Raw genomic sequence first — 24,092 nt, 5'->3', positions numbered from 1 at the left:
TACACGCCGACCACGGGGCCGGGCCGCAGGTGCGGAGTAGACACAACAATGCCCCGATTGCACGTGAGCAAACGGGGCATGATTGACTAGTCTTTAGTCTAGACTTCCTTAGCGATGTTTCCGGTACCGGAGTCGTCCTTCCCTTCGTTGGCGGCTTCGAGTGCTTCACCGGCAGCCTCGGCGGCTTCCGCTTCGGCCTTAGCTTCTCCGGCTACATCAGCAGCGGCGGCTTTAGATTCAGGAGTACTTCCTTCAGCTTCGGCGCGGGCGGCATCCAGTTCGGAAGTGGCCGAAGGTGGGGTGGTGTCCTCTGCGGTAGCTACATCGGTAGCTTCTTCCGTAGCGGGCTCTGGCTCGGGCTCGGGGGGTGGCGGAGGCGTACCCGATACTTGGGCACGGAAGTCGGCGTCCTTCTGCTCCTGGGCGGCACGGCGCTCGGCTACGGTACCTTCCTTCTCAGCGATCCATTCGTCGAACTTGCGGTCGGCGTCTTCCTGCGATAATGCACCTTTATCTACACCACGCTGCAAATGCTTGCGGTAGAGTACGCCCTTAAAGCGCAGAATGGCACGGACGGTATCGGTGGGCTGTGCGCCCTTGAGCAGCCACTGGTAGGCGCTGTCACGATCCAAATCGATGGTGGCGGGAACGGTCATGGGATTGTAGGTCCCGATCTTCTCGATGAACTTACCGTCCCGGGGAGCGCGAGCATCCGCAATGACGATGTGGTAGAATGGGCGCTTGCGGCGGCCCTTGCGCTGAAGACGAATTTTAACTGGCATGGTGACAACTGTCGTTAGTTAGTAATACCGACCTACTCCCGCAAGGGGGCAGCCGGTTTTGCCGGGGCGCAAAGGTAGGTATTTTATCCGTGCTACCCTGTACCTTACGGTAGAAGTTTCTTTCCATACCGTAGCATGCCCGATCCACCACTCAGCGTAGCGGTGCAATGGGGTCCAAGATACCCGGCATGGGGGGAAACATCGCAGCGGGTGCTATGTTAGCGCCTTAAACCAAGCAAATTCCGCCGCATGAAATTCTTTATCGATACCGCCAACCTCAAGGACATCCAAGAAGCCGAAAGCCTCGGCATCCTCGACGGGGTCACCACCAACCCCAGCCTAATGGCCAAGGAGAGCATCAGCGGTGACGACAACGTACGGGCACACTACAAGAAGATCTGCGACATCACCCCCGGCGACGTAAGTGCCGAGGTTATCTCTACCGACCTCGAAGGCATGAAGCGGGAAGCCGCCGCGCTCGTCAAGATCGCCGACAACATCGTAGTCAAGATCCCCATGATCCGCGAGGGCGTCAAGGCCCTGGCCTGGTGCCGCGATCAGGGTATCCGCACCAACTGCACCCTGGTCTTTAGCGCAGGACAAGCCATTCTCGCCGCAAAGGCCGGTGCGACGTACGTGAGCCCCTTCATTGGCCGCATCGATGACATCGGCTGGGAGGGCATGACTCTGATCAGTGACATCGCCGAAGTCTACGCCGTGCAGGGTTTTGATACCGAAATCCTGGCCGCTTCCATCCGCAGCGGTAGCCATATCGTAGCTGCCGCCAAGGCGGGTGCCGATGTGGTCACCTGCCCACTGAGCAGCTTCGAAAGCTTGTTCAAGCACCCCCTGACCGATATCGGACTCGAGAAATTTCTGGCCGATCACAAGAAAGCCCTTAGCGTAGTATCTTAGATTAGATCAATGGTCGCCCGAAGTCCTCACATAGACTTCGGGCGATGTATTGTCAAGCACACCAAGTACGTCCCACCTACCCGCGCATGAGTAAGCCCCGTGTCATTAAAAACTATGACAAGCTCGACGACGAGCTGCTCGAGCAGATCAAGCTCAATTACCCCAATGGCTTCGACCGCAACCTGATCCGGTTCACGGATGTCAACGGTCGTATGGCCAGTGCCCTACCCTTTGAAACCGAGGAAAAGTACTACCTGATCCGTATGACCAAGACGGAGGCGCTTCTCATCATCGAAGAGGATGATGACTACGACGACGATGGAGTACTCACCGATGAGGCACGCGAAGGCTACGAGGACAAATTCGATGATGATATCGAAGAGGCCGACATCGACCTGGATGAATTATCGGAGGAAGACCTGAATCGCGACGAGGACTAGTACTTTTACGCATTCAATGCCCTTGTTTGCGTACCCATCAGATTGTCACGCTGCTAGTATTTCTGGCCTACTTCGCGGTAGGTTGGGCGGTCGTAGATGACTACGGCATCACTTACGATGAAGCTGTGCAGCGTCGACATGGCCACGTCACGGTTACCTATGTCGCTGACGCACTCGGCATGGACCATCCGCCGCTGGATACCGAAGGGCGATCCTTCTCGGAGTACGGTATGATCTTCCAGATGGTGGCTACGCTGATCGAAATTCAGCTCGGCGCTCTCGACGATCCCTATCAATATTACCGCATCCGGCACGTGCTGGGCTACCTGCTCTTTGGCATCGCCCTGTACTTTTTCTACCGCACCCTGCGTCTGCGCTGGCCCGCCACCACCTGGTACCCCCTGCTGGGCACGGTGATGCTGATGCTGAGTCCACGCATACTAGCCCATGCCTTCTTTAACCCCAAGGATCATATCCTCCTGGTTTTCTACGTCGTCGCCACCTATACCCTGGCTAGATTTCTGAAGCACAGGACGTACGCCGCCCTGGCCTGGCACGTCCTGGCTACCGCACTCGCGCTCAATACCCGTTTTCCGGCGCTCACCCTGGTGGGTGCTACCGTAGCGTTCCTGATCTGGGAGCAAGTGTTCGACCGACCGGGGAATGTGAAACGCATCGTACAGGTAGCGATCTACCTGCCGGCTACCCTGCTGTGTATGCTCCCCTTCTTTCCCTACCTGTGGGTAGATACCGGTAGTCGGCTCACCGGGGCGATCTCCCACATGAGCTCTTACACCTGGGATAGCACCAATCTGCTTTTCGGCGATAGCCTGAGTGCCGTCGACTTGCCGGCGTACTACGTGCCCGCATGGATCTTGATCACCACCCCCCTAGTATACCTGCTGCTCCTGTTTACCGGCCTGACGCGCACCATCACCGCGTCATTACGACACCTTCGGCAGGGCAAGCTGTGGAGTGACTATAGTTCGCAGCTGGATTTTATGCACCTGGGGCTGTCTCTTGCTCCGATCCTGGCGATCATAGTCCTTCACTCCACGATCTACAACGGGTGGCGGCATCTGCACTTCATCTATCCGGGATTGATCTTCCTGGCCATGAGCGGCTTCGCCTGGCTACACAGCCGCTACCGTCTACCCGCCGCACTGCTGCTTGCACTCGGCATAGTCGGCACAGCCGTAAATATCGTGCGGATGCATCCGCTGCAACAGGTGTACTTCAACGTACTGGTAGGAGGCCAACTGACTGCGCGATTCGATATGGACTACTGGGGAGCTGGCTACCGGGAGGCCCTGCTGCAGCTTGCCGAGCAGGTTCCGGACGGTGCGACCGTGCGGGTTAAGTGTCAGAACTGGCCGTGCGTCGACAACATCAATGCGCTGCCACCCGCTGCCAGGGCAAAGATTATCCATGAACCCGACTGGGGGAAGGCAGACTACGTAGCCACCAATTTTATGTATCCCCAGGAATCAGTCGACGTCGCGAATCGTGTGCTGATGTTTGCTCATCCAGCCGTCGAGCTTGCTCCACGGGGGGATCTGGTGGTTGGTATTTACCATAATCAATAGCACTCTCTGCATGCGTATCGGCCTTCTATCGGACACCCACTCCTACCTAGACCCGGCTATCCTGACCCACTTCGCCAACTGCGACGAGGTGTGGCATGCTGGTGATGTTGGAGATCCGGCCGTGCTGGACCAGCTGGAAGCATTCCGACCGCTACGGGCAGTCTACGGCAACATTGACGATACGGTAGTACGCCAGCGGCTGCCGCTCAACAATGCATTCGAAGTAGCCGGTCTCCCCGTGCTGATCACCCACATCGGCGGATACCCGGGGCGGTATACCCCACGGGTACGCAAGCTACTGGATACCCTTCGCCCCACGCTGTATATCTGCGGACACAGCCATATTCTGAAGGTCATGATGGACAAGCCCCGCGGTGTGCTACACATCAATCCCGGTGCCTGCGGCCGTCAGGGATTCCACAAGATGCGTACCGCAATACGCTTCACGATCGCGGCGGGGCGGGTACAGGATCTGGAAGTGATCGAGCTGGGCCTACGGGGTAAGATCGACTAATCGGTCATCGTCTCCGGCAATTCCAGTCCCATCAATTTTGCCCGGGCTTTCCACCGTTCGCGGGCAAGGGATTGCATGTCTCTGGTACTGTCCATCTCATCCATAATTTCCAGGCCCAGCAATGTCTCCATGGCATCCTCCATAGTGACCAAACCTTCCAGGCCCCCGAATTCATCCACGACCATCGCGATGGGTTCCCGGCGCTCCAGCATCAGGTCGATCAGTTGGTGCAGGGAGGTCTCCTGAGCTACCGAGAGTAAGGGTCGGATCAGACTCTCAATGGTATTGCTATCTCGCTGTTCGATGATTGCCTTGTACACCATATCCTTCAGGACGTAGCCCTTTACCTGATCACGTGTTTCACCGAATACGGGGTAGCGACTGAACGGACTGTTATCAAACTTCTCGTAGAACTCACGAATAGTGAGCTGAGCTTTCGCTCCCACCACCACGGTGCGCGGCGTCATCACATCGTGCACGGTCAGTGATTCGAAGTTCAGCAGATTGCGCAGGATACGACCTTCTTCTTCCTTGAGTCCACCGCTTTCCGTTTGGGCCTCGGCCATCATGGCAAACTCCGTACGCGTGAGTGCCGTACTGTGCGCGTCGCCTCCACCCAGCACGCGGTTGATCTGGTTCGATAACCAGACAATGCCAAGTACGCGGAATATTTTGACCAGTATGTTGAGCGACTTGACCGTAAACGGCGCGAGCTGCTTCCAGTACATGGCCCCCAGGTTCTTAGGGATTATCTCGGAGAAGATGAGGATAGCCAGCGTCATCACTACACTGACCAGGACTTCGTACGAAAGCTCGTACCCGATGAAGGGTATTTCGATACCGCCCTCTCCAAACGCAGCACCCGTACTGGCACCCACCAGGATGGCACCTACGGTATGGGCAATCGTGTTGAGGGACAGAATAGCGGTAAGCGGCTCATTCAGTTCGTTCTTGAACTGTTGCAGCAGGCGCCCCATCTGCTGCCCCTCCTGCTGCTTGATCTGCACGTAGCTGGGCGTAATAGAAAGCAGCACAGCCTCAAAGATGGAGCAGAGAAAGCTGAAGGCGATAGAGAAGAACGCAAAGAGGAGTAACGAGACCATAAATACATCTACGAGTTGTGCCCATAGAAGGCAGCCCCTACGGTATTAGTTTACGTACAGCTTCTGGTGAGGCACGATGACCGCCGAACTGCCCAGTGCATTCAGCCGCTGCAGATCACTCACCCCTACCCCATACTGCCGGGCAATGGCGTAGAGGCTCTCCCCCTCCCGTACCACGTGGGTCGTGCGTCCGCCACCATAGGCGGGAGGCAGCGGCGTGTTCGGAGCCGTTGTATCCTGTCCTACGCCGGCCAGCGGACGGGCGGGGGGCACCACGATCTGGATCACGTCGGGTCGGGGAGCCGGAGCAGGGGGCGGACTATATGGGTTGGCCGTAGCGGGCGCTTGCTGTTGTACGAACTGAGCGGGCGAAGCCGACACCGTATGCGGACAACTACAGTGGGAGGTGCGCAGCTGTTGGCCTACTAGTGCCACCTGCTGTCCCTCTATACCATTGAACGTCCTGAAGCGCGACTCGGTGTAGCCAAAGCGCAGGGCCAGGCTAGCAATCGTTTCACCCGGCTGTACCACGTGGTAGTCTCCGGAAACCGGGCTCGCCGGCAGGTTGACCACTGTGGGTACGCTGACTGGGGCGCCAGGTGTCTCATACCGGTCGGCTACCGGCGGGGTGGCCGGTGCGACTTCGGGAGTTTGCTGTGCGATGTATCCTTCATCTGATCGTGACACCACCAATTGCTGACCCACGTATATAGTATTGCTGCTCAGGTCATTGAGCGACTTGATCGTATTTACGTCCACCCCGTACCGCACGGATACCCGGTAGAGCGTCTCTCCCGCCACCACGGTATGCACTACGTCCGTCATGGGGGGCGGGGACGCAGGTGCGGCAGCAACTGGCGCCGGCTGGTATGTCGCAGTCTCAGGCGCGCTGTTAGCTATCTGAGGTATTTCGGGTGCTTGATCCGCCTCCACGTAGTAGGGTGTGTAGGTGGTCACAGGCGGCGGCGTAGGAGCCTCGTCGCGGGCGCATACGTCGGCGATATAGGTGCTTAGCGGTAGATTATTTACCTCCAGTGCGCTGATCCGCTCCGATGTAGTGTAGGTACCATTTCCCTCCAGGACACGTTCGGTGATACCCAACCGGGGGGTAAATTTGTAGCGAATCGTGGGATAGGCACTGTTGCTGTTCTGTTGCACGAATAGGTAATCGCCGCTACAGTCGCCACCCTGTCGTCCTTCGAAGTATACGCGAGCACCTTCGGTACCACGATCCAGGTTTTCCCCGATTACCGTGGCGCTAAGGTTAAACGCAAAATCTGCCATAGGGGAATGATAGCTTACATCCTCACCGTCCTGCGTGACTACGGCGGCCATCACTACGGGTTGCACTTGATAGGTTGCCCCACCGTTTTCTGCGATCAGCACTGTGAGCTGGTCAGTACCGGCGTTGATCCGATCGATCAGAGCATCAGAAAGTACTGCGGTAGTGCAGCTCAGGTAACTGTCGGGTAGGTCGGAGCGATTGCTACTGCCTTCGCTATCCGTCTCCAGAATGTAGCGGCTACGCCCGTCGGTGAAGACGTAGGCATAGTAATCGGGTGCGGACTGCTGTTCGACGCTACGGCGGTAGCGAATTTGCTGTCCACATTCGTCGGAGAACAATAGATAGACCTGTTCGGCGTGTACGCCCCACCCCGTCAGTAGACTGAGCGTGAACAGTAGTAATTTCATTGACTAAGTGGTTTGGCGAAGTAAGTGGAACGGGGCGACAAGCGGAGAACGGGGCCTATACCGCAAACTTGTCTTAGCACTTTAGTTAACTACTGCCGGTTTCTTAGTCATATACCCGGCTTGCCGACAAGGTAGGAACAAATGTGCAGTCTCGCGAGCGGTATACCAAACAATTAATGGCCCAAACCACCTCTACCCGCAAAGACCGCGCAATGCAATTATTTATTCTGTGTGCCACTACCCTATTCCTGCTCTTTAGCTGCTCCGGACCCGTGGATCGCCAGGAGATCGACCTCAGCGATCAGGTAGTAGCGCAGCCCGTCGACGGGGTCGGTCACTACGTGTACGCGATGAGCATTCCGAAGGAAGTCGCCGTGGGAACAAAATTGGACGCTCAGATGGAATGGCGTACCGTTGGTAGCGTAGACCCCAATGCACGCTATACTATGGATATCCAGTTTAGCGGCCCCGATAATAAAATCTATTCCTACCCCTCCGGTGCCAACACGGTGGGTGAACTGCACCTGGCTAACTGGCTGAGTTACGACTTATTAATTCCACCCGACTTCACCCCAGGTGCGTACACCTTTGGTGTGCGACTCCGTGACAGCAACCGGGACTTCGAGGCAGTACCCCTGGGGTATCGCACCGACCTATTGGGGACGGATGGCTTCTATACGCTCGCGGAATTTGCTGTCACTCCCGCTGAATAGCAATCAGACCTCTACGTAGTAATCGTCCAGCTTGCGCTCCTTCGGTTCGCGCAGCTTACCTACGGATTTGCCTACCAGCATGGCGACGGTAGCGTCACCGGTCACATTGGCTACCGTGCGGCACATGTCCAGCGGCCGGTCTACGGCAAAGATCAGTGCCAGGCCTACCTCAGGGATACCCACCTGCCCCAGTACGATGACCAGCATGACCATCCCCGCACCGGGCACGGCGGCAGACCCGATACTGGCGGCAAGCGCCGTGGTGATGATGGTTAGTTGATCACCAAGATCGAGCTGCATACCGTAAGCCTGAGCAATAAAGACCGCCGCTACGGCCTGGTACAGGCTCGTACCGTCCATATTGATGGTCGCACCGATCGGTAGCACGAAGCTGGTGACCTCCTCATCTACACCCAGGTGTTCCTCCACCCGCTCCATGGTCACCGGCAGGGTGGCGGCACTCGAACTGGTGCTGAATGCCAGCAGCTGAGCGGGACTGATGCCTGACATGAAGGAGCCATAACTACGTCCGGTGAAAACCCGCACCATCATGGGGTAGACGATAAATACCATAATACCCAGGCCACCCAGTACACAAGCACTGTACTTCAGCAGAGCAAAGAACAGGTCCTTACTCGGTGCCTCCACAACCAGTGCGGCCAGCAGGGCAAATACGCCGAAGGGGGCAGCTAGCATGATCAGATCGATCAACTTAAGGACCACCTCATTCACTCCATCGAAGAAGTCCTTGACGGGTTTAGCCTTGACCGGGTCGATCAGGATGAGACCTACGGCGAAGAAGATGACAAAGAAGATCACCTGCAGCATGTTACCGTTGTTGCCGGCGGCAGCTACGATATTTTCGGGCACCAGATCGACCAGAGCCTGTAGGGGGCCGGCCGAAGCCTGAGCACTTGCATCGGTGATCCGCGCACCTGCGTCCGCGGCGAAATCATTCAGGAGGTTGTCGCGGGTGGTCTGATCCAGTCCCCGGCCCGGCCCTACTATGTTGACGATGCCGAGTCCAATGACAATCGCGATAATCGTGGTCAGGATATATAGCCCAATGGTCCGCACGCCCATGTTGCTGAGCTTGGAAATGTCCTGCAGGTCCGTGATGCCTTTGATCAGACTGGCGACGATCAGGGGTACGGCGATCAGCTTGAGGCTATTGATGAAGATGGTGCCGAAGGGCTTGATCCAGTCGCCTACGAAGTCGCCCCACCCCTGGCTGGAGGCCAGCACGCCGAAGCCCACGCCCAGGACCATGCCAAGTAAGATCTGCCAGTGCAGTGCAAGCTTCTTCATGAATTACGGTTGTGAGCCCCCAAAGTAGCTTACGCACGGCGAACGTAATGGACGGCCCGCGCGCAAGCTCCGCGATAGTACAGTATGGCAGCGGCCTAGATCAGGTCGGGGTACTCGTCTTCCGGTGGCTTTGCGATGGGGTCCAGCATCGGCAGGTCCATCACCTTGGCCTCCTTGGGTCCTACGGTAATAAAGCGCAGGAATCCACCGTGGGCTTCGGCGATGTGCCGGGCGAAGGTGCGGAAGTTGTGGTAGTAGAGGTAGCCGTAAGGTTCGCGCAGTTTGGCTAGGATCGCATTGAGCTTGCTCAGTTCGCGCACGATATTCTTTTCGCGCTCGACCACGCCGTTCTGCATGCCGTTGTAGAGCTCCTGGATGCGGTCGGTAAGGCCCTCGTCGATGTGCTCGTAGAAGGCATTGAGCCGGCCGCGGTTGTTGTAGCTGCGGATGTCGGCCAGGCGCTGTGCTTCGCTGAGTTCTACCTCGTCGAGGTGATTGTCCGCCGCAGCCACCAGAATGGTGATCAGGGGGATCGCATCGAACATGAGCTGCTGCTCCTGCTCGGTCAGGGTGTTAAATTCTCTCAGCATTACTTTCTACTTTGGGCCAGCAAACATACAGCCTACACCCAAAGCCCATGCAGCAAACACTCCTTTTTTTGATGGCGGTAGCCGCCGGTGCGATGCTGGCCATCCAGGCGGGGCTCAATAGCGGCCTGGGTAAGGCGGTCAAAAGTCCGGTCTACGGGGCCCTGCTTTCCTTCGTTGCGGGCGGACTGGCCCTGTTCGCTTACTGCCTGGCTACCGGCGTGCCGCTGGGCAATGTCCGCAAGGGATTCGAACTGCCGTGGTACTACTGGATGGGCGGCGTGCTGGGGGGCTTCTATGTATTCGCCATCATCGTGCTGGCACCGCGTCTGGGGGTGGCGCTTACGATCGGGCTTACGGTAGCCGGTCAGATGATCTTCAGCCTCATCATCGACCACTACGGAATGATGGGCATACCTACGCAGCCCGTCAACTGGCTGCGCGTAGCGGGCGTCGTACTCATCATCGGCGGGGTCGTCATGCTACGCACCAACTGACCGGACCAGCGGGCGGACGTTGTACGGGCGCTATGCCCTACGTACCTTTGCCGCCTGCTAACTAACGTATATGGGCTGGTTCAAACGACTCAAGGACGGCATTCAGACCGCCACTCGCAACAAGAAGGAAGCCCCTGAAGGGCTCTGGTACCAGTGCCCGCGCTGCAGCGAAACCTCCACCCGTAAGGAGCTGCGCGAAAATGTGTACAAGTGCCCCAACTGCAACTACCACGATCGGATCGGCAGCCAGGAATACTTCGAGCTCATTTTCGATGGCAGTTTCGAAGAGTACGAGGCCGATATGGAAGCCGTAGATGCCCTACAGTTCAAGGACCTGAAATCGTATAAGGACCGGCTGAAGGCCGCAAAGAAAAAGACCGGCCTGTCGGATGCCATTCGCGTAGCGCGGGGCAAACTCAACCGCCGGCCGCTGCTGATAGCCGCTATGGACTTCAGCTTCATCGGTGGCAGTATGGGTAGCGTAGTGGGTGAGAAGATCGCCTTTGCCATCGATGAGGCCCGCAAGACCCGTACTCCGCTACTCATCGTCTCCAAGTCCGGTGGTGCCCGCATGATGGAAGCGGCCCTCAGCCTTATGCAGATGGCCAAGACCAGCGTAAAGCTCAGCCAGCTGGCCCGTGCCGGCGTACCCTACTTCAGTCTGATGACCGACCCGACCACCGGCGGGGTCACGGCCAGTTATGCCATGCTCGGCGATATCAACCTGGCAGAGCCGGAGGCCCTCATCGCCTTCGCCGGCCCGCGCGTCGTGAAGGAAACGATCAAGAAAGAACTGCCCGAAGGCTTCCAGACCTCGGAATTCCTGTTGGAGCACGGCTTCCTGGACTTCATCATCGACCGGGCCGACCTCAAGGAGCGTCTGGGCGACCTACTCTACCTGTTCGAGTCTACCCAGCGGCCGGCCTGAGGCCACCTCCTGGAGTACCCGCCGCACTTCGCGGGCCAGCAGCACACCGAGTCGTATCCACCTCTGAGGCGCGCTGAGTGTAGCCAGACTTCGGATCAACAATGCCGTCACACGCAGGAAATAAGCCGCCCCGCGCTGCATATCCGATACATACCGCTGGTGCATCCGTATATCCTCCACGCTTGCCGTACGGTCTGTAAAGCACACGGTATCGAAGTCCAGGGCAAACCGCGTGAGCACGACGGGGCGCTCCTCCCCTACCCCGGCACCCAGGGAAATGAAGGGTCGTCCCAGCAGATAGTGGCTGAAATAGCGAAAGCCGGTAAAAAACAAGCTCCCCGCTTCCTGGACCCGTTTGACTACGGCCTTTACAAAGTCGAACACCGCCCCCAGAAGCTGTCGTACCCGATCCCGGATCCAGCTTATTACTACAGTGATGGCCCGCACAGCGCCGCGAATCAATCCCCGCAGCCCGTAGTACACCCGTCGGTGGGGATGATGCTCCAAGTGACCGTACAGTGGCCGCAAACTGGCCTCCCGGTCTAGCAGTTGTTCGTCCAGTGTCTCTGCTACCCCCGCCGCATCGATGGCCTGCCACAGATGGGCTTCTTCCCGCTGCGCTTCGACCTGGGGTGGTGGGGCGTACGCGTCCAGCAGTATACCGACGAGGCGCAGGTCGACCAGCACCTCCTCTCCCACGGAATTTACTACGCGATCGAGCTGACGCGGACCGAGTACCGGACGGACCGCTTCTCGCTCCTGCGCCACCAGGGCAAGCAGGGCGCGGTGGCTCTGCAGGCCGAATACCCCGTCAAGCACGCCGATATAGCATCCCGCGCGCCAGAGCCCTAGCTGCATGAGGCGTATTCCGAGTCGGTTGCCGCCGGTATCGATGTACAGGCGGGCGTTAGTCAGTTTGCGCTTGGTCCGCCGACGCAGGCGCAGTAGACGACGTTGCTCCTCCTTCGCGTCGGGTACCACAAGGTCTTTTACTTCACCCGTTCTGGGTTCCAACTGATATAGCAGGTAGTAGCTACCCCGATCCCTGGCCGTAAAACGGTTTGCACGTCGGTATGTAGCGAAGAGTAGCGTTGCGTCTAACAGCACACGCTGTATGCCTTCGTCGAGCACTGTAGCATCCCGCCCGGGCAATGACGCGGCAAGGGCGCCACCCAGGGAGTTATTGAGGCTGTAGAGTAGCGGTAGCAGCTTGCGATCGAAGTACGCTTTACGGCTATTGGTGTGCCCCCCCTGGTAGTCCCTAAAGTAGACGCGCATTCTGAAGGCGAGCGACCGCCCGAAGGCCGACCGGTCCCCGATGCGGTACTGCACGTCCGGCGATAGGTCTCCGTCGAACGAGGTGTAGCTGCTGGCACGGTACACCAACTCCGTCAGGTGATGCTCTACCCACCGCTGTTGCCGGGCTGCATCCTGGGTGGGCATAGCAGGTACGAGGGAGGTCGTCCAGAAGGGGTCTTCCGTCCAGAAGGCACGTACCGCCTTGACCAGCGAGGCTATCTGCCGTGCCGTAGGCGGCTGGTCGGCGGCTCTGCGCTGGTGCCAACTGGAAAAGAATTTTGGGGTCAGATACGCCAGGTCCTTCAGGTGCTGGACCAGTTCGTGCCACTGCCCTCTGCGGTGCCGGCTCGGTCGGCCACCCCGTCGGAAGGTGGTGGTGACGTCCGGACTGAACGGAATAGCAAAGTGATCCGGCATGGCGACTTCGACCCCTTCCCGTACGGACTGTATGACCTCCGCTGAGCGATCCAGTCGCTGCAATCGCTCACAGCTCGCGATGAACTCAGCCGGTTGCATATCCTCAGCCTTTACTGCCCAGCAAGAGTTTGGTAATGCCATCGGCCATCGCGGCCCTGGCGATACCGGCTGCCTTGACGGTCTCATTGTGAAACTCCAGGTACACGGCTTCCTCCGGCGTCAGGTTTTCCTTGACGAAGGTGACCGTATCCTTGTCCAGCGATACATGGGTCGCGGCCAGGGCGTGGATCTTGGAGTCCTTCTTCATGATGTTTCCCTCTAGCTGCTGCATGATGCGACCGAATTTAAGGGATTCTCCGTCGCCGCCGGCCGCTCGGCCTTCGAGGTCATTGACCTGTACGGTCAGGTTGCCGGTAAGGGTCACAACGTCTAGACTAGTCATGTCGTTGATAAAGTCGCCGAAGCTTTTAGTGGCCATGCTAGAATAGTTTGGGTTTAGATTATAGGTGGGTGGAAGGCTTAGCTCATTCGTGTTGGCGCGCTCCGCAAGCGCTACGTACTCGGTTCACCGGTACGAATGCCATGCGCTCGTCCTTTGCTACTGGTGCGTGAGTTCGGTGGCTAGTGCCGGCCAGCTCATGTTTAGTCCCTCCAGGGCATTCAGTACTACTTCCGTCATCACGTAGTCGCGGTACCACCGCTGGTCGACCGGTACGATGTGCCAGGTTAGTTCGCTGCGGCCAATGACGTCCTCATAGGCAGCGCGGTAGTCGTCCCACCGCTCGCGCTCCGCCCAGTCCCCGTCGTTATGCTTGTAGTGCTTTTCCGGTTCTTCCAGGCGTTCCCGTAGCTCCTCCTCCTGCTGCTCGTAGCTCAGGTGCAGGTAGAACTTGAGGATCAGGGTGTTATTATCCTGCTGCAGCAACTTTTCGAAGGCATTGATGCTAGCGATCCGCTGGTCGACTTGCGCCTCACTGATCCAGCCGTGTACGCGCTGAATGAGCACGTCTTCGTAGTGGCTCCGGTTGAAGATGACCAGCTCCCCCTTCGCCGGCACTTGCTTGTGAATACGCCACAAAAAGTCATGGGCGAACTCTTCCTCCGTAGGTTTCTTCCACCCCACGGCGCGTAGTCCAAAGGGAGAGCAAGCACCGAATACCCGTCGCATGGCCCCGTCCTTGCCACTGGCATCCATCCCCTGCAGAATAACGAGGACGGCATGCTTACGCTCGGCCACCAGCTGAGCATGTAATTCAGCGATGCGCTCGGCGCGTTGCGCGCTTATTTTTCTAGCCTCATCCTTATCCAGATGTTCTGGCGCGCGGGTGGAGATAGTGCTCAGGTCGATGGTTGACATAGTAGTAGCTATTGAATGGTGCGTAAGCCACTACCAGAAGTAGCCCACCAGAATCGCGGTAAGAAGAAGCAGGATGACGGCCTGGTAGCGGTAATTCTGGTACCAGGGCAGCTCGCGGAGCTCTTCAGTTTCTTCTGCGATCAGTCGCTTACTCCAGGTGTAGTTGGCCACCTGCTCGGCCCGCGGCGGGGCGGTCTGGTAACTGACGCCCAGATTGATGAGCGCGCACACGATGAATAGGTACACCGTGCGGTGCAGGAAGTGCATCTCGGTGAACCAGCTGTCCCAGCCGAAGGCATCGGCAAAGAGGTAGATCACTGAGATCGCCGCACCGGCCATCAGGCTCACGAACGCGCCCGTGCCGTTAGCGCGGGTGTTGAACAGCCCTACGATGAAGGCTGCCGCAATCGGCGGAGCGATGAACGACAGTACCAGCTGCAGGTACTCCCACAGCGAGTCATACTTCTCGATCTGTGGAGCCCACAAACACGCTAATACTACCAGCACCAGGGTGGAGATTTGACCGATACGCACCAGCTGCTTGCTGGTCAGGTCGGGCTTGATCTTGATCGCAAAGTCCATCGTAATCAGTGTAGAGGCCGAGTTGAACGTTGCGGATACGGACGACATCATCGCCGCCAGTAGCCCCGCCAGTACCAGTCCCAGGATGCCGGTGGGAAGCATCTCGAAGAGTAGCACGGGATACGTCGCGTTCGGACAGTCCACCAGGTTCTCGCAGATGCCCCCTCCGGGCAGCTGGTAATTGATGGTAGAGATATCGAAGCCTTCCGCCAGCCCGCCCTGCTGCTGGATGTAGACGATAGCCGCCGTACCGGGCAGTACCATGATGAACAGAACGGGTAGCTTTAACAGACCGGCAAACAGGGCACCCCAGCGGCCGTGGTTGATGTCCTTGGCACCGAGTACCCGCTGTACCATGAACTGGTTGTTGGCCCAGAAGTAGAAGCCCAAAATGGGCGCGCCGAGCAGCAGGCCGGTCCAGGGCATAAAGCCGTCCCCACCGGTTCCGAGTAGGAACTCCCGCAGGGTATCGCCGGTAGGACGTACCAGACTCAGTACTTCCTCGGCCGAGCTGGGGGCATAGCCCGCCGAATCATAGACCCGCTCCGCTAGCGGAATGACGGATGTAGCCGTACCCTGCGGATAGCCCGAGGCTACCGCGTCCACCCCGTTCGGATTAGGCAAGGTGCCGGCGGCGCCCATCTCGTTGAGGGTAGCGATCATATTGCTCCACCCCCCGATGGCATCGAAGGTGTAGTAGGTGATCAGGCAACTACCGAATATGAGTAGGATGGCCTGGATCACTTCGGTCTGGATCACGGAATTCAGTCCGCCGGGTACCGTATAGGCCGCTGCAGCGAGCGCCAGGATCGATACGATGGCAAAGGTGCTGAGGTTGGGGAACAGTAGTTTGAGGATGACCGTACCGACGTATAGGCCGGCCGCCGTGTCCAGCATGACGTTGCCCACGATGGTGATGAAGCTGAAGTAATACCGACTGCGTACATCGTACCTGCGTTCCAGAAACTCCGGCATCGTATACACCTTAGACTTGAGGTAAAACGGCAGGAAGAAGACGGCAAAGAATACCAGGATGACCGAGGCCAGCCACTCGTAGTTGAAGACGTTGGTATTGGTCTTGTACGCATCGCCGGCCAGACCGACCAGGGTGGAGCTCGAAATGTTGGCCGCGAAGAGCGAAATACCCACGATGGGCCAGGTCATGTCCCGCCCGGCCAAAAAGTATTCCTCCGAACTTTGCGCCTTGGCGGAGTACAAGCCGTAGCCGATAATGAATACGGCATAGATCGCCATGACCGCCAGGTCAATGGTGGTAAGTTCAAACGAATTCATAGATCGACTTTACTATAGTGTGTGTACTCCTCCGCAAACGGAGCGTAATTATACGCAAATCATCTGCATCGGTGACCCGCCCTCCCCGCTCCTTACTCCTGCACCCGCGCACCGCGCCCCGAGTTTTTACCCTAATTTTGCGGACGTGACTATCCGATTCATTGTCTTTTCGCTGCTCGTCCTGCTGGCGTGTGCTCCCCAGCCCGCCAAACGCGGGGACGCGGACACCGGACTGCGCATCGAATCGATCCTGGCCGAACCCACACAGCAACTCTTCGGCCCTACCCCTCGCATCGAGGTGCTCGTCGATGGCCTGGACTGGTCGGAAGGCCCCCTGGTCTTGCCGGACGGCCGCGTACTCTGCTCGGATGTACCGCGCAATCATATCCTGCAATGGCAGGAGGGTAAAAGCAGCATTTGGCTCGCTAACTCCGGAGACGCCGCCGACGACTACAGCCGCGAACCCGGCAGCAACGGACTCGCGCTGACCACCGCCGGCGACCTGCTACTGTGTCAGCACGGAAGCCGCCGTGTAGCCCAGCTGGATGCCCCACTCGATGCGCCCCTGCCGCGCTACCTCAGCGTGGCGGACCGCTATCGGGGCAAGCGCTTTAATAGTCCTAATGATCTGGTGGTAGCCAGTGACGGGAGTATCCTATTCACCGACCCGCCGTACGGACTACCCCAGGACGCCGAGCGCGATCTGGAATTCTGCGGCGTGTACCGCGTAGACCCCCGGGGCCTGGTGACTCTGCTCACGAAGGCGTATAGCCGGCCAAACGGGATCGGCCTGAGTCCGGACGAGAAAACTCTCTACATCGGCAATTCGGACGGAAAGCGCGCCGTAGTGACCGCCACACCGATCGACGCGGAGTTTAAGCTGGGTACCCCCCGTACCCTACTTGACGCGACCGAGCTGGTAGGTCAGGTGCCCGGACTGCCCGACGGACTGGCCGTTTCCCGCACCGGACGCATCTTTGCCACCGCACCCGGGGGGGTCTGGGTCCTGGAAGCCGATGGTACCCTACTGGCCAAAGTGCGCAGCGACGCTCCGGTCTCCAATGTCGCCTTATCGCCGGCGGAGGACTGGCTCTATATGACGAATGACGACCGCCTGGTGCGGGTAAAACTAACCCCCTTATGATACAGTTGAACGAGCACGACCTACAGGAGGCGGCCACAGCAATCCGCCGCGGCATGGACGTATACATCCACAAAGCGCACGGCCGAATGATGATCGCCGACGACCCGGAACGCAACGTGCGCGCCGATCCGGAAGTCTTCGAAGCCATCATGCAGGACGTGAATACCGACCCCGACGCCTACGTCCACGTCGAACGCATGAGCGCGCCGGATGCCATCAAAATTATGGCGGCCTTCACCGACCGCGTGCGCAATCAGGAGCTCTGGCAGGCCCTGACCTACGCCCTCAAGCGCCCGAACCCCTTCCAGAATTTCAAGGCCGAGCTGAGTCGCTTTCCCAAGAATTACGAGAAATGGCGCGGCTTCCGGCAGATACAGTATGCCGACTACGTGCGCAAACAGGTCGCTGACGGCCAGCAGGAAGCCTAGGCGGTAGTGGCCGACGTACGCTACCTACGGCGTAGCGCCATCGATACCGCACGCTGGGATGCAGCCGTACGCAGCGACCCGCGTCCCCTCCCCTACGGACTCAGCTGGTGGCTCGATGCCGTCACCGACGGCCAGTGGGATGGCCTGGTCCTTGACGATTACCGCGCGGTGCTCCCCCTGCCGCGTCAGCGCCGCTACCGGCTGCTCCCCACCTACGGTCGGCCGCCCTTCACGCAGCAGCTGGGTCCATTTGGTGTACTGCAGGCCGGCGATATCGACCTGCTACTCCAGCACTTGCCCCGGAGGTGGCCGGTCAGTCTGCCCCTCCGATATGCCCCGGACCATATTGCTGCCGCACCCTCCCTTACCTGCCGCCGACGCGTCAATTACGTGTTGGACCTGAGTCTATTATATGCCGAGGTCACGGCCGGTTTTCCCAAAAAATTACGGCAGTACAGCCGGCGCTGGGCTACGGATCAGTTGGAAGCTTGTACCCCGAAAGCAGTAGTCACGCTGTATCGCAACGAACTTGGCGAACGGGCCGGCCTCCGGGACCTTCACTTTCGCCGACTTGAAAAACTGATGCACGAGGCTGTTGCACGAAATGCGGGTCACTGCTACCAGCTCCGCGATGGCGGGAACTTGCTAGCTGCAGGCTTTTTTCCCTACCTGACCGGCCGCACCATCAATCTGGCCGCAGCATCTACCGAACTAGGGATGCGGGAACGGGGTATGAGCCGGCTACTCTTCCAGCTATTTCGCCAGCGGGCGGGGCACGCAGGTGCGGTGTTTGACTTCGAGGGTAGTGAATTGCCCGGTGTACGCGAGTACTTCGCTAAGTTCGGCGGCGTCGACGAAGGCTACTACCTGGTCGAGCGGCGACTCTTCGGTTTGCTATAGCGCAGACGGCCATCAACCGTTGGTCTGATTCATCGTTAGGGAGGCAAAACCTGCTATGCCTGAGCTCCCCGAAGTCCACAATTTTAAGCTCTATTTCGATGCCGCCGCGACCGGACAGACCATAGCGGGGGTCACCGTGCACGATGATTTTATCATTCGCAATATGCCCGGGCCGGCCTTTGCCGATGCGCTCACCGGGCGCCGTATCGAGGATAGCCTGCGTCGGGGCAAGTACCTATTTGCCAATCTGGATAATGGACATGCCCTGCTACTTCACTTCGGTATGACGGGGGATCTCAATCTCTATCAGGATGAAGTAGACCGGCATAAGTTCGAACGCTTTGCCCTGCACTTTGCCGACGGTAACACCCTAGGCTTCGACGATCCCCGCAAGTTTGCCCGCATTCTTTACCTGGATGACCGGGATGCCTACATCGCGCAGATCAAGCTAGGCCCTGACGCACTGGATATTACACTAGCTGAGTGGATGGACGCAGTAAAGGGCCGCAAGACCACCATCAAGGGGGTGCTGCTCAATCAAAGCATCCTGGCCGGCGTAGGCAACCTCTACGCAGACGAGATCTGCTACCGTACCCGCATACACCCCGCCGCCCGGGTCAATACGTTAACGGACGAGCAGCTTCAGGCGATCCACGCCGAGACCGTAGCCGTGATGACCTATGGCACCGAGAACGCTCCCTACTACAAGGAGTATCCCGAAAACTGGTTCTGGCACGTCTGGCGCGAGGAGGGAAAGCCCGGTCCGGAAGGCGTCGGCGAGGTCAGGATCACGAAGGTGGCCGGTCGCACGACCTACTACGTACACGGCTGGCAGGAGTAGCTTACATGCGCTCGGGCATCTCGATACCCAGCAGACCCATACCGTGCTTTAGCACATTTCCTACGGCCCGGCAAAGACTCAGTCGGAAGGCGACCGCCGCGGGTGAATCCGCATTGAGAATGCTTACGTCGTGCCAGAACTTGTGTAGCCCCTTGGCCAGTTCGTAGCAGTACATCGCTACCTGGGAGGGGTCGTACTGCGTGGCCGCATCCCGTACCAGCGCGGGATAGGCGTAGAGCTGACTGATCAGCTCGCGCTCCGTGGGTTCCAATTGCTGGTAGTCAGCCGCTGCAGCGAGATCGGTATCGGGGGCCTTGCGCCATACGGCCCGGGTGCGTACGTAGGCGTTCTGTACGTAGGGACCGGTCTGGCCCTGCAGGTCCACACTCTCCTTGGGGTCGAAGGTCATGCGCTTTTGCGGGCCGACCTTGATGATCTGAAACTTCAGCGCGGCCATGCCGATCATACGGATGATTTCGCGCCGCTCGTCTGCGGAAAGCTCGCTGGTGGCGTCGCGCTCCAGGCTGGAGTTGTAGGCCTCCTGGATCACTTCGTCCATCAGATCGTCGGCATCGACTACCGTACCCTCGCGGCTCTTCATCTTGCCCGTGGGCAGATCGACCATGCCGTAGCTCAGGTGATAAAGGCCGGCAGCGTACGGCTCCTCCAGCCGCTTGAGGATTTCGAAGAGAACCTGAAAGTGATAATTCTGCTCGTCGCCGACGGTATAGACCATTCGGGTGGCACCGAAGTCGTCGTAGCGCAGGCGGGCGGTGCCCAGATCCTGGGTGATGTATAGGCTCGTGCCGTCACTACGTAGGATGGCTTTTTCGTCCAGCTTTGCGTCCGTCAGGTCCACGAAGACGGATCCGTCCTCCTTCTGGTAGAACACGCCCTTCTCCAGTCCGGCCTGGGCCATATCCTTGCCCAGCAGATAGGTATCTGACTCGTAGTATAGCTTATCGAAGCTCACGCCCAGGCGGCGGTACGTCTCGGTAAAGCCTTCGTACACCCAGCCATTCATGCGTTTCCACAGTGTGATGGTGTCGGGATCCTTGTCTTCCCAGCGCAGCAGCATGTCCTTCGCCGCGCCACCCAGCGCGCTGTAGGTATTGAAGTAGGTATTCTTGTATGCCTTCCAGAACGCCTCTTCGGGGAGCTGCTTCGGGTTCTTGTCCTGTAGGATGGTCTTGGCGGTTGTCGTTTGCTGCCAGTCCGCATACTCCTCCTGGAAGCGCTGCTCGAACAGTACGTAGAATTGTCCTACGAAGTGATCGGGCTTGACCCCCTTACCGGCCGGCGTAGCTTCCTCTCCATAGCGCTGCCAGGCGAGCATCGACTTACAGATGGCGATACCGCGATCGTTGATGATCTGCACGCGCTTCACGTCGAAGCCGGCCGCCTCGAGCAGTTGACTGGTGGACCAGCCCAGCAGAATGTTGCGGACGTGACCCAGGTGCAGGGGCTTATTGGTATTGGGGCTACTGAACTCGACGACAACCCGCTCGTCGGTCTTCGGTGAGCGGCCGAAATCCGTAGCCTGGGCCTGTTGCAGGAGAAACTCGATCCAGTACCGGTCGGTGATCACCAGGTTTAGAAAGCCCTTGATCACGTTGTAGTCGCTTACCTCCTCGAGCTCGGTCTTGAGGTACTGCCCCAGTTCCGCTCCGATCTGCTCCGGCTTCTTTTTCGCCAGGCGGGTGAGTGGGAAGGTGACGATGGTGAATTCGCCGTCAAACTCCTTGCGGGTCGACTGGAGGGTGATGTCCAGGTTCGGGTCAGTCACCTGGTAGAGGGCCTGGAGTCCGTCGCGTACGCCGGCGGTAAGTAGATCGGGAAGCTGCTGCGTCATAAGGCGGGCGAAGATAGGGCCGGGGCCAGCGTAGCGCGTAGTTGCTCCAGGGCTTCTTTAGCGACCAGGCGAATTTTCTTGGGGGAGTCGGGTGCTACGGCGTAGTGCGCCAGTAGTGGCAGATACTGCGGATCGTTCAGGGTACTGATCAGGCGCAGCGCAGCCACCTTGAGCGCGTTGTCGCGCGCCCGCAGGGTTCTGCGCAGCGATTTAAACTCCTGACGGCGCAGCTCCGGTACATCGGCATCTACCGCTAGGTATCCGGCACCGGCTTCGCTATTCATCCGTTGCCGCCGGTCGAGTAAGGGAATAATGAGTCGCTTCAGCGATAGCTCCAGCAGGTTGTCGAGGAACTCGATACCACTGACCTGGATCGCCACCGTATCACTGCGCAAGGCCAAATGGACGGGAATGATATCGGCCGGCGGGTACCGGAGCCCCAGTAGCCGAAAGAGCCGGTTGAACGTGCCGGTCATACGGCGCTGAAGCAGGGCGGCGTAGGCTTCACGGTAGTCCAGCTCTTCCTGCGACCGTGTGAAGTGGAGTAAAATGTGCTGCACGTTTATGCGCTGCTGCTGAGACTCGTAAAGGCGGGCCTCGGCGACTATGCGTCGGTAGACGAGTTTAGTCGGCACCTTCCGTTGCGGGAAGTCGCGACGCTGGGTGTTCAGCGCATGCAGTACTTCCATGCGTAGGGGAAGGTCATGGGGGAAGTGCCGTTCGATCAGGGATAGTAGCACGTCTACAGACTGCTGCCGGTCGATCTTCTCCAGTACCCGGGGTAGTCTGCGCACTTCGTCGAGCGACAGCTCACCGGACCGGATCAGACCGGGGATGAGACCCAGTAGTCCGGCCTGGTACTGCACTAACGCATTGATGACAAGTGTCCGCACCTTTGGATTCATGATCAGGTGCAACAGGGGCACAATGAGGTCTTCGTGCTGACTCTCCCCAGCGGCCAGCACGGCATGGCGGAGAATTGCCTCGTTCTCCTTGAGCATACAGCGCTGGATGAAGGCCCGACCCGTGGCGGTGTTTGACCGACCGGCGGCCGTAAGCAGGAAGGGATACCAGGCAGCGCGTACGGCGGGACTGTGGGTAGGTAGCTGGCGGATGCGACGGCGCAGTCGTTTGCTGACCTGCCACTGTCGGCGACTAAAGGCATTCGTAGCGGTTTCCGAGGCCAGACTGACCAGCGCCGCACCGGCGACCTCCGGCTCCGCACTGTCCAGTAAGGGCTCTAATACGCTACGCCCTACGGCATCCGGACGCGAGAACAGGTAGTCGAAGGCGGCAGAGCGGACCTGACCGTCGGTGTCCTCCAGCAGGGGGATCACCTCATCGACCAGCTCGGCCCCCGGCTGCAGGTAGAGGCTGCGCAGCGCACGCGAGCGTACGCTGGCCGAGGGGTGTGTAAGCAGCTTGCGCACCGGTTCGCGGAAGGTCTCCCCACCGAGGTCGTCGGTACGCTCCAGTACGTAGAGCAGCTGTTTTTCGTGAGTGCTCATCTGTCCCGTTTCCAGCACCTGCAGGAAGCCGGCCATGACCTTGCGGTGGTGGCTCTTGAGGCGGTTGCGCTGCTTCTTCGGTTTGAGGTGCGAGAGCTGAGCCCGGAAAGCCTCGATGTACTCCTCACGGATCAGCACCACGCTGCCCAACCAGCCCACCACCAGCAGCAGTACGCACCAGCTGATGGACGGCGCGGAAAAACCCAGCACCTGCGTCAGCGCAATAAGCAGAATACCACCCAGGCCACCCGCCAGGCTATCGATGAATACGTCGATGTAGGTCTTGACTTTTTTCTTGGTGTCTTCATCCAGTGGTAGGAAGAGCATCTCCACGCTGGCTCTACTCAGACTCTGCTTCAGACTGCCGTCGACCGAGCGGCTCAGGGTGGCTGCGTTGAGCCCGGGCATGAGTAGCATTACCATGGCTCCTATTCCCAGACCGATGGGGAGGAATAGCAGGGCTCCGCTCACACCAAGTCCCTGCACCACCCGCTGAGTGAACAATAGCTGGATGACCAGGGCAACGATATTGAAGGTGGAATACCAGAAACCGAAGAAGGCGGCCAGGCGGTCCTGATCCCCGTAGCGCTCCGCGGCCAGTACGCTGAACTGGTAGTCGACCAGCTTGGCCGCCGTCACGCTCAGGGCCACGATACCGCAGAGTAACATCAGGTGCTTACTGCCCAGGATGAGCCGGTGGGGAGCCTCGTAGGCGGCATTCACCTTCTTCTTGCGGTCTACCGCACTTTGTTTGCGGGCCACGTACTTACGCCAGATGACCGCGGTAAGGATCAGGCAGGGCACCAGCAGACTGGCCGCCAGCAGCACCAGGTTGCGGGTACCGATCTCACGAGCTAGCAGGGTAGTCAGGTAGCCACCGGCGATACCACCCGCAATGGCTCCGGCTCCGATCAGGCCAAAGAGCCGCTTGGCCTGTCGCACGTCGAACACGAAACTGGCCATCATCCAGAACTGGGAGGCCGCTACGACGCCGAACAGCGCCGTCCACAAATAGAGCGTAGCCGCCACGGCAGGCCGGGCGAGCGGATAGCGGATGAAACTGGCGCATACCAGCAAGACCATCAGGCAAACCACCAGCGATACGGTACTGACCCTGAGCAAACTATACCGCCGCAACGCAGCGGAATAACCCGTACTGACGATGGCCGCCAGTACGGCCGTGGCCAGGAACATATAGGGTAGTCCTACGGCGCCGTATTCCGAGAGGAACATCGCGCTAGCCGTGGGTTTGACGATGAGCAGGGTACAGATGATTAGAAAGACGAGCAGTTGGAGCAGCACAATGGCCCCCCACTCCCCCGGGCGGGCACGAAATAGCTTGCTCAAAACCTGCTGCATACCGATGTGTTACCTCACGTATACCCCTAACGAAGAATCCCCCTGAC

At 58.8% G+C, this 24,092-nt stretch carries 22 protein-coding genes; 11 read left to right on the top strand and 11 right to left on the bottom strand.

What is annotated here, in order from left to right:
- Window positions 1-98: 98 nt before the first annotated feature.
- Window positions 99-782: a 30S ribosomal protein S16 gene (gene rpsP / locus MJQ68_RS18000; RefSeq protein ID WP_406612746.1), complete on the bottom strand. Its 684-nt coding sequence runs from the start codon at window positions 780-782 to the stop codon at window positions 99-101.
- 249 nt (window positions 783-1,031) lie between these two features.
- Here rpsP and fsa point away from each other — a divergent pair, with 249 nt between their 5' ends.
- The 4 genes from fsa (at window position 1,032) to MJQ68_RS06510 (ending at window position 4,237) form a co-directional block, all read left to right on the top strand.
- On the top strand, window positions 1,032-1,697 hold the full coding sequence (gene fsa / locus MJQ68_RS06525; protein WP_238750225.1) for a fructose-6-phosphate aldolase: 666 nt from the start codon (window positions 1,032-1,034) through the stop codon (window positions 1,695-1,697).
- An 86-nt stretch (window positions 1,698-1,783) separates the two neighbouring features.
- Window positions 1,784-2,137 carry a hypothetical protein gene (locus MJQ68_RS06520; protein ID WP_238750224.1) on the top strand — a complete coding sequence of 118 codons (354 nt, stop codon included), beginning with the start codon at window positions 1,784-1,786 and terminating at the stop codon, window positions 2,135-2,137.
- A gap of 26 nt (window positions 2,138-2,163) precedes the next feature.
- Entirely contained in the window at window positions 2,164-3,723 is a 1,560-nt protein-coding gene (locus tag MJQ68_RS06515; RefSeq protein ID WP_238750223.1) for a glycosyltransferase family 39 protein, read from the top strand.
- A gap of 10 nt (window positions 3,724-3,733) precedes the next feature.
- Window positions 3,734-4,237 carry a metallophosphoesterase family protein gene (locus MJQ68_RS06510; protein ID WP_238750222.1) on the top strand — a complete coding sequence of 168 codons (504 nt, stop codon included), beginning with the start codon at window positions 3,734-3,736 and terminating at the stop codon, window positions 4,235-4,237.
- On the opposite strand, the gene MJQ68_RS06505 is transcribed toward MJQ68_RS06510, so the two are convergent.
- Window positions 4,234-5,340 (bottom strand): CNNM domain-containing protein, encoded by a 1,107-nt coding sequence (locus MJQ68_RS06505; RefSeq protein WP_238750221.1) that lies wholly within the window; start codon window positions 5,338-5,340, stop codon window positions 4,234-4,236. The two genes, MJQ68_RS06510 and MJQ68_RS06505, sit on opposite strands and share 4 nt — an antisense overlap.
- Window positions 5,341-5,385: 45 nt before the next feature.
- The gene (locus tag MJQ68_RS06500; RefSeq protein WP_238750220.1) at window positions 5,386-7,032 is read right to left on the bottom strand and encodes a LysM peptidoglycan-binding domain-containing protein; all 1,647 of its coding nucleotides are present in this window, start codon (window positions 7,030-7,032) and stop codon (window positions 5,386-5,388) included.
- A gap of 212 nt (window positions 7,033-7,244) precedes the next feature.
- On the opposite strand from MJQ68_RS06500, the gene MJQ68_RS06495 reads away from it, so the two are divergent.
- Complete coding sequence (locus MJQ68_RS06495; protein ID WP_238750219.1) at window positions 7,245-7,745, top strand: hypothetical protein; 501 nt, start codon at window positions 7,245-7,247, stop codon at window positions 7,743-7,745.
- A gap of 3 nt (window positions 7,746-7,748) precedes the next feature.
- Here MJQ68_RS06495 and MJQ68_RS06490 read toward each other — a convergent pair whose 3' ends face one another.
- Together MJQ68_RS06490 and MJQ68_RS06485 are read right to left on the bottom strand one after the other, a co-directional pair.
- Window positions 7,749-9,053, bottom strand: a complete 1,305-nt coding sequence (locus MJQ68_RS06490) for a dicarboxylate/amino acid:cation symporter (protein WP_238750218.1) — start codon at window positions 9,051-9,053, stop codon at window positions 7,749-7,751.
- Between the two features lie 95 nt (window positions 9,054-9,148).
- Window positions 9,149-9,643, bottom strand: a complete 495-nt coding sequence (locus tag MJQ68_RS06485; RefSeq protein WP_238750217.1) for a hypothetical protein — start codon at window positions 9,641-9,643, stop codon at window positions 9,149-9,151.
- Between the two features lie 47 nt (window positions 9,644-9,690).
- On the opposite strand from MJQ68_RS06485, the gene MJQ68_RS06480 reads away from it, so the two are divergent.
- Entirely contained in the window at window positions 9,691-10,137 is a 447-nt protein-coding gene (locus MJQ68_RS06480) for a DMT family transporter (RefSeq protein WP_238750216.1), read from the top strand.
- Between the two features lie 70 nt (window positions 10,138-10,207).
- Window positions 10,208-11,065, top strand: coding sequence for an acetyl-CoA carboxylase, carboxyltransferase subunit beta (gene accD, locus MJQ68_RS06475; protein ID WP_238750215.1), 858 nt, complete (start codon window positions 10,208-10,210; stop codon window positions 11,063-11,065).
- Here accD and MJQ68_RS06470 read toward each other — a convergent pair.
- The 4 genes from MJQ68_RS06470 to MJQ68_RS06455 form a co-directional block, all read right to left on the bottom strand.
- On the bottom strand, window positions 11,027-12,880 hold the full coding sequence (locus MJQ68_RS06470) for a hypothetical protein (RefSeq protein ID WP_238750214.1): 1,854 nt from the start codon (window positions 12,878-12,880) through the stop codon (window positions 11,027-11,029). The two genes, accD and MJQ68_RS06470, sit on opposite strands and share 39 nt — an antisense overlap.
- Window positions 12,881-12,884: 4 nt before the next feature.
- The gene (locus tag MJQ68_RS06465; protein ID WP_238750213.1) at window positions 12,885-13,259 is read right to left on the bottom strand and encodes a hypothetical protein; all 375 of its coding nucleotides are present in this window, start codon (window positions 13,257-13,259) and stop codon (window positions 12,885-12,887) included.
- 120 nt (window positions 13,260-13,379) lie between these two features.
- Complete coding sequence (locus tag MJQ68_RS06460; RefSeq protein ID WP_238750212.1) at window positions 13,380-14,138, bottom strand: PPK2 family polyphosphate kinase; 759 nt, start codon at window positions 14,136-14,138, stop codon at window positions 13,380-13,382.
- 30 nt (window positions 14,139-14,168) lie between these two features.
- On the bottom strand, window positions 14,169-16,013 hold the full coding sequence (locus MJQ68_RS06455) for a sodium:solute symporter (protein ID WP_238750211.1): 1,845 nt from the start codon (window positions 16,011-16,013) through the stop codon (window positions 14,169-14,171).
- A gap of 145 nt (window positions 16,014-16,158) precedes the next feature.
- Between MJQ68_RS06455 and MJQ68_RS06450 the strand changes: the two genes are divergently transcribed.
- From MJQ68_RS06450 to MJQ68_RS06435, 4 genes are read left to right on the top strand one after another with little or no spacing between them, the layout of a single operon-like run.
- On the top strand, window positions 16,159-17,157 hold the full coding sequence (locus tag MJQ68_RS06450) for an SMP-30/gluconolactonase/LRE family protein (RefSeq protein WP_238750210.1): 999 nt from the start codon (window positions 16,159-16,161) through the stop codon (window positions 17,155-17,157).
- Window positions 17,154-17,585, top strand: a complete 432-nt coding sequence (locus MJQ68_RS06445) for a UPF0158 family protein (RefSeq protein WP_238750209.1) — start codon at window positions 17,154-17,156, stop codon at window positions 17,583-17,585. The genes MJQ68_RS06450 and MJQ68_RS06445 overlap by 4 nt, the downstream gene beginning before the upstream one ends.
- Window positions 17,586-17,591: 6 nt before the next feature.
- Complete coding sequence (locus MJQ68_RS06440) at window positions 17,592-18,485, top strand: hypothetical protein (protein WP_238750208.1); 894 nt, start codon at window positions 17,592-17,594, stop codon at window positions 18,483-18,485.
- Window positions 18,486-18,540: 55 nt separating this feature from the next.
- A complete protein-coding gene (locus MJQ68_RS06435) occupies window positions 18,541-19,326 on the top strand; it encodes an Fpg/Nei family DNA glycosylase (protein WP_238750207.1) in 786 nt (261 codons plus the stop codon).
- 1 nt (window position 19,327) lies between these two features.
- On the opposite strand, the gene argS is transcribed toward MJQ68_RS06435, so the two are convergent.
- Together argS and MJQ68_RS06425 are read right to left on the bottom strand one after the other, a co-directional pair.
- Window positions 19,328-21,178, bottom strand: coding sequence for an arginine--tRNA ligase (gene argS / locus MJQ68_RS06430; protein WP_238750206.1), 1,851 nt, complete (start codon window positions 21,176-21,178; stop codon window positions 19,328-19,330).
- Complete coding sequence (locus tag MJQ68_RS06425; RefSeq protein ID WP_238750205.1) at window positions 21,175-24,045, bottom strand: Npt1/Npt2 family nucleotide transporter; 2,871 nt, start codon at window positions 24,043-24,045, stop codon at window positions 21,175-21,177. Before MJQ68_RS06425 ends, argS begins: the two co-directional genes overlap by 4 nt.
- Between the last annotated feature and the right edge of the window lie 47 nt (window positions 24,046-24,092).

It is taken from the genome of Neolewinella maritima (assembly GCF_923081025.1).
Taxonomy (GTDB): Bacteria; Bacteroidota; Bacteroidia; order Chitinophagales; family Saprospiraceae; genus Neolewinella; species Neolewinella maritima.
Note: the sequence above shows the minus strand (reverse complement) of the source record. Positions and strands in the feature narration are given on the sequence as shown.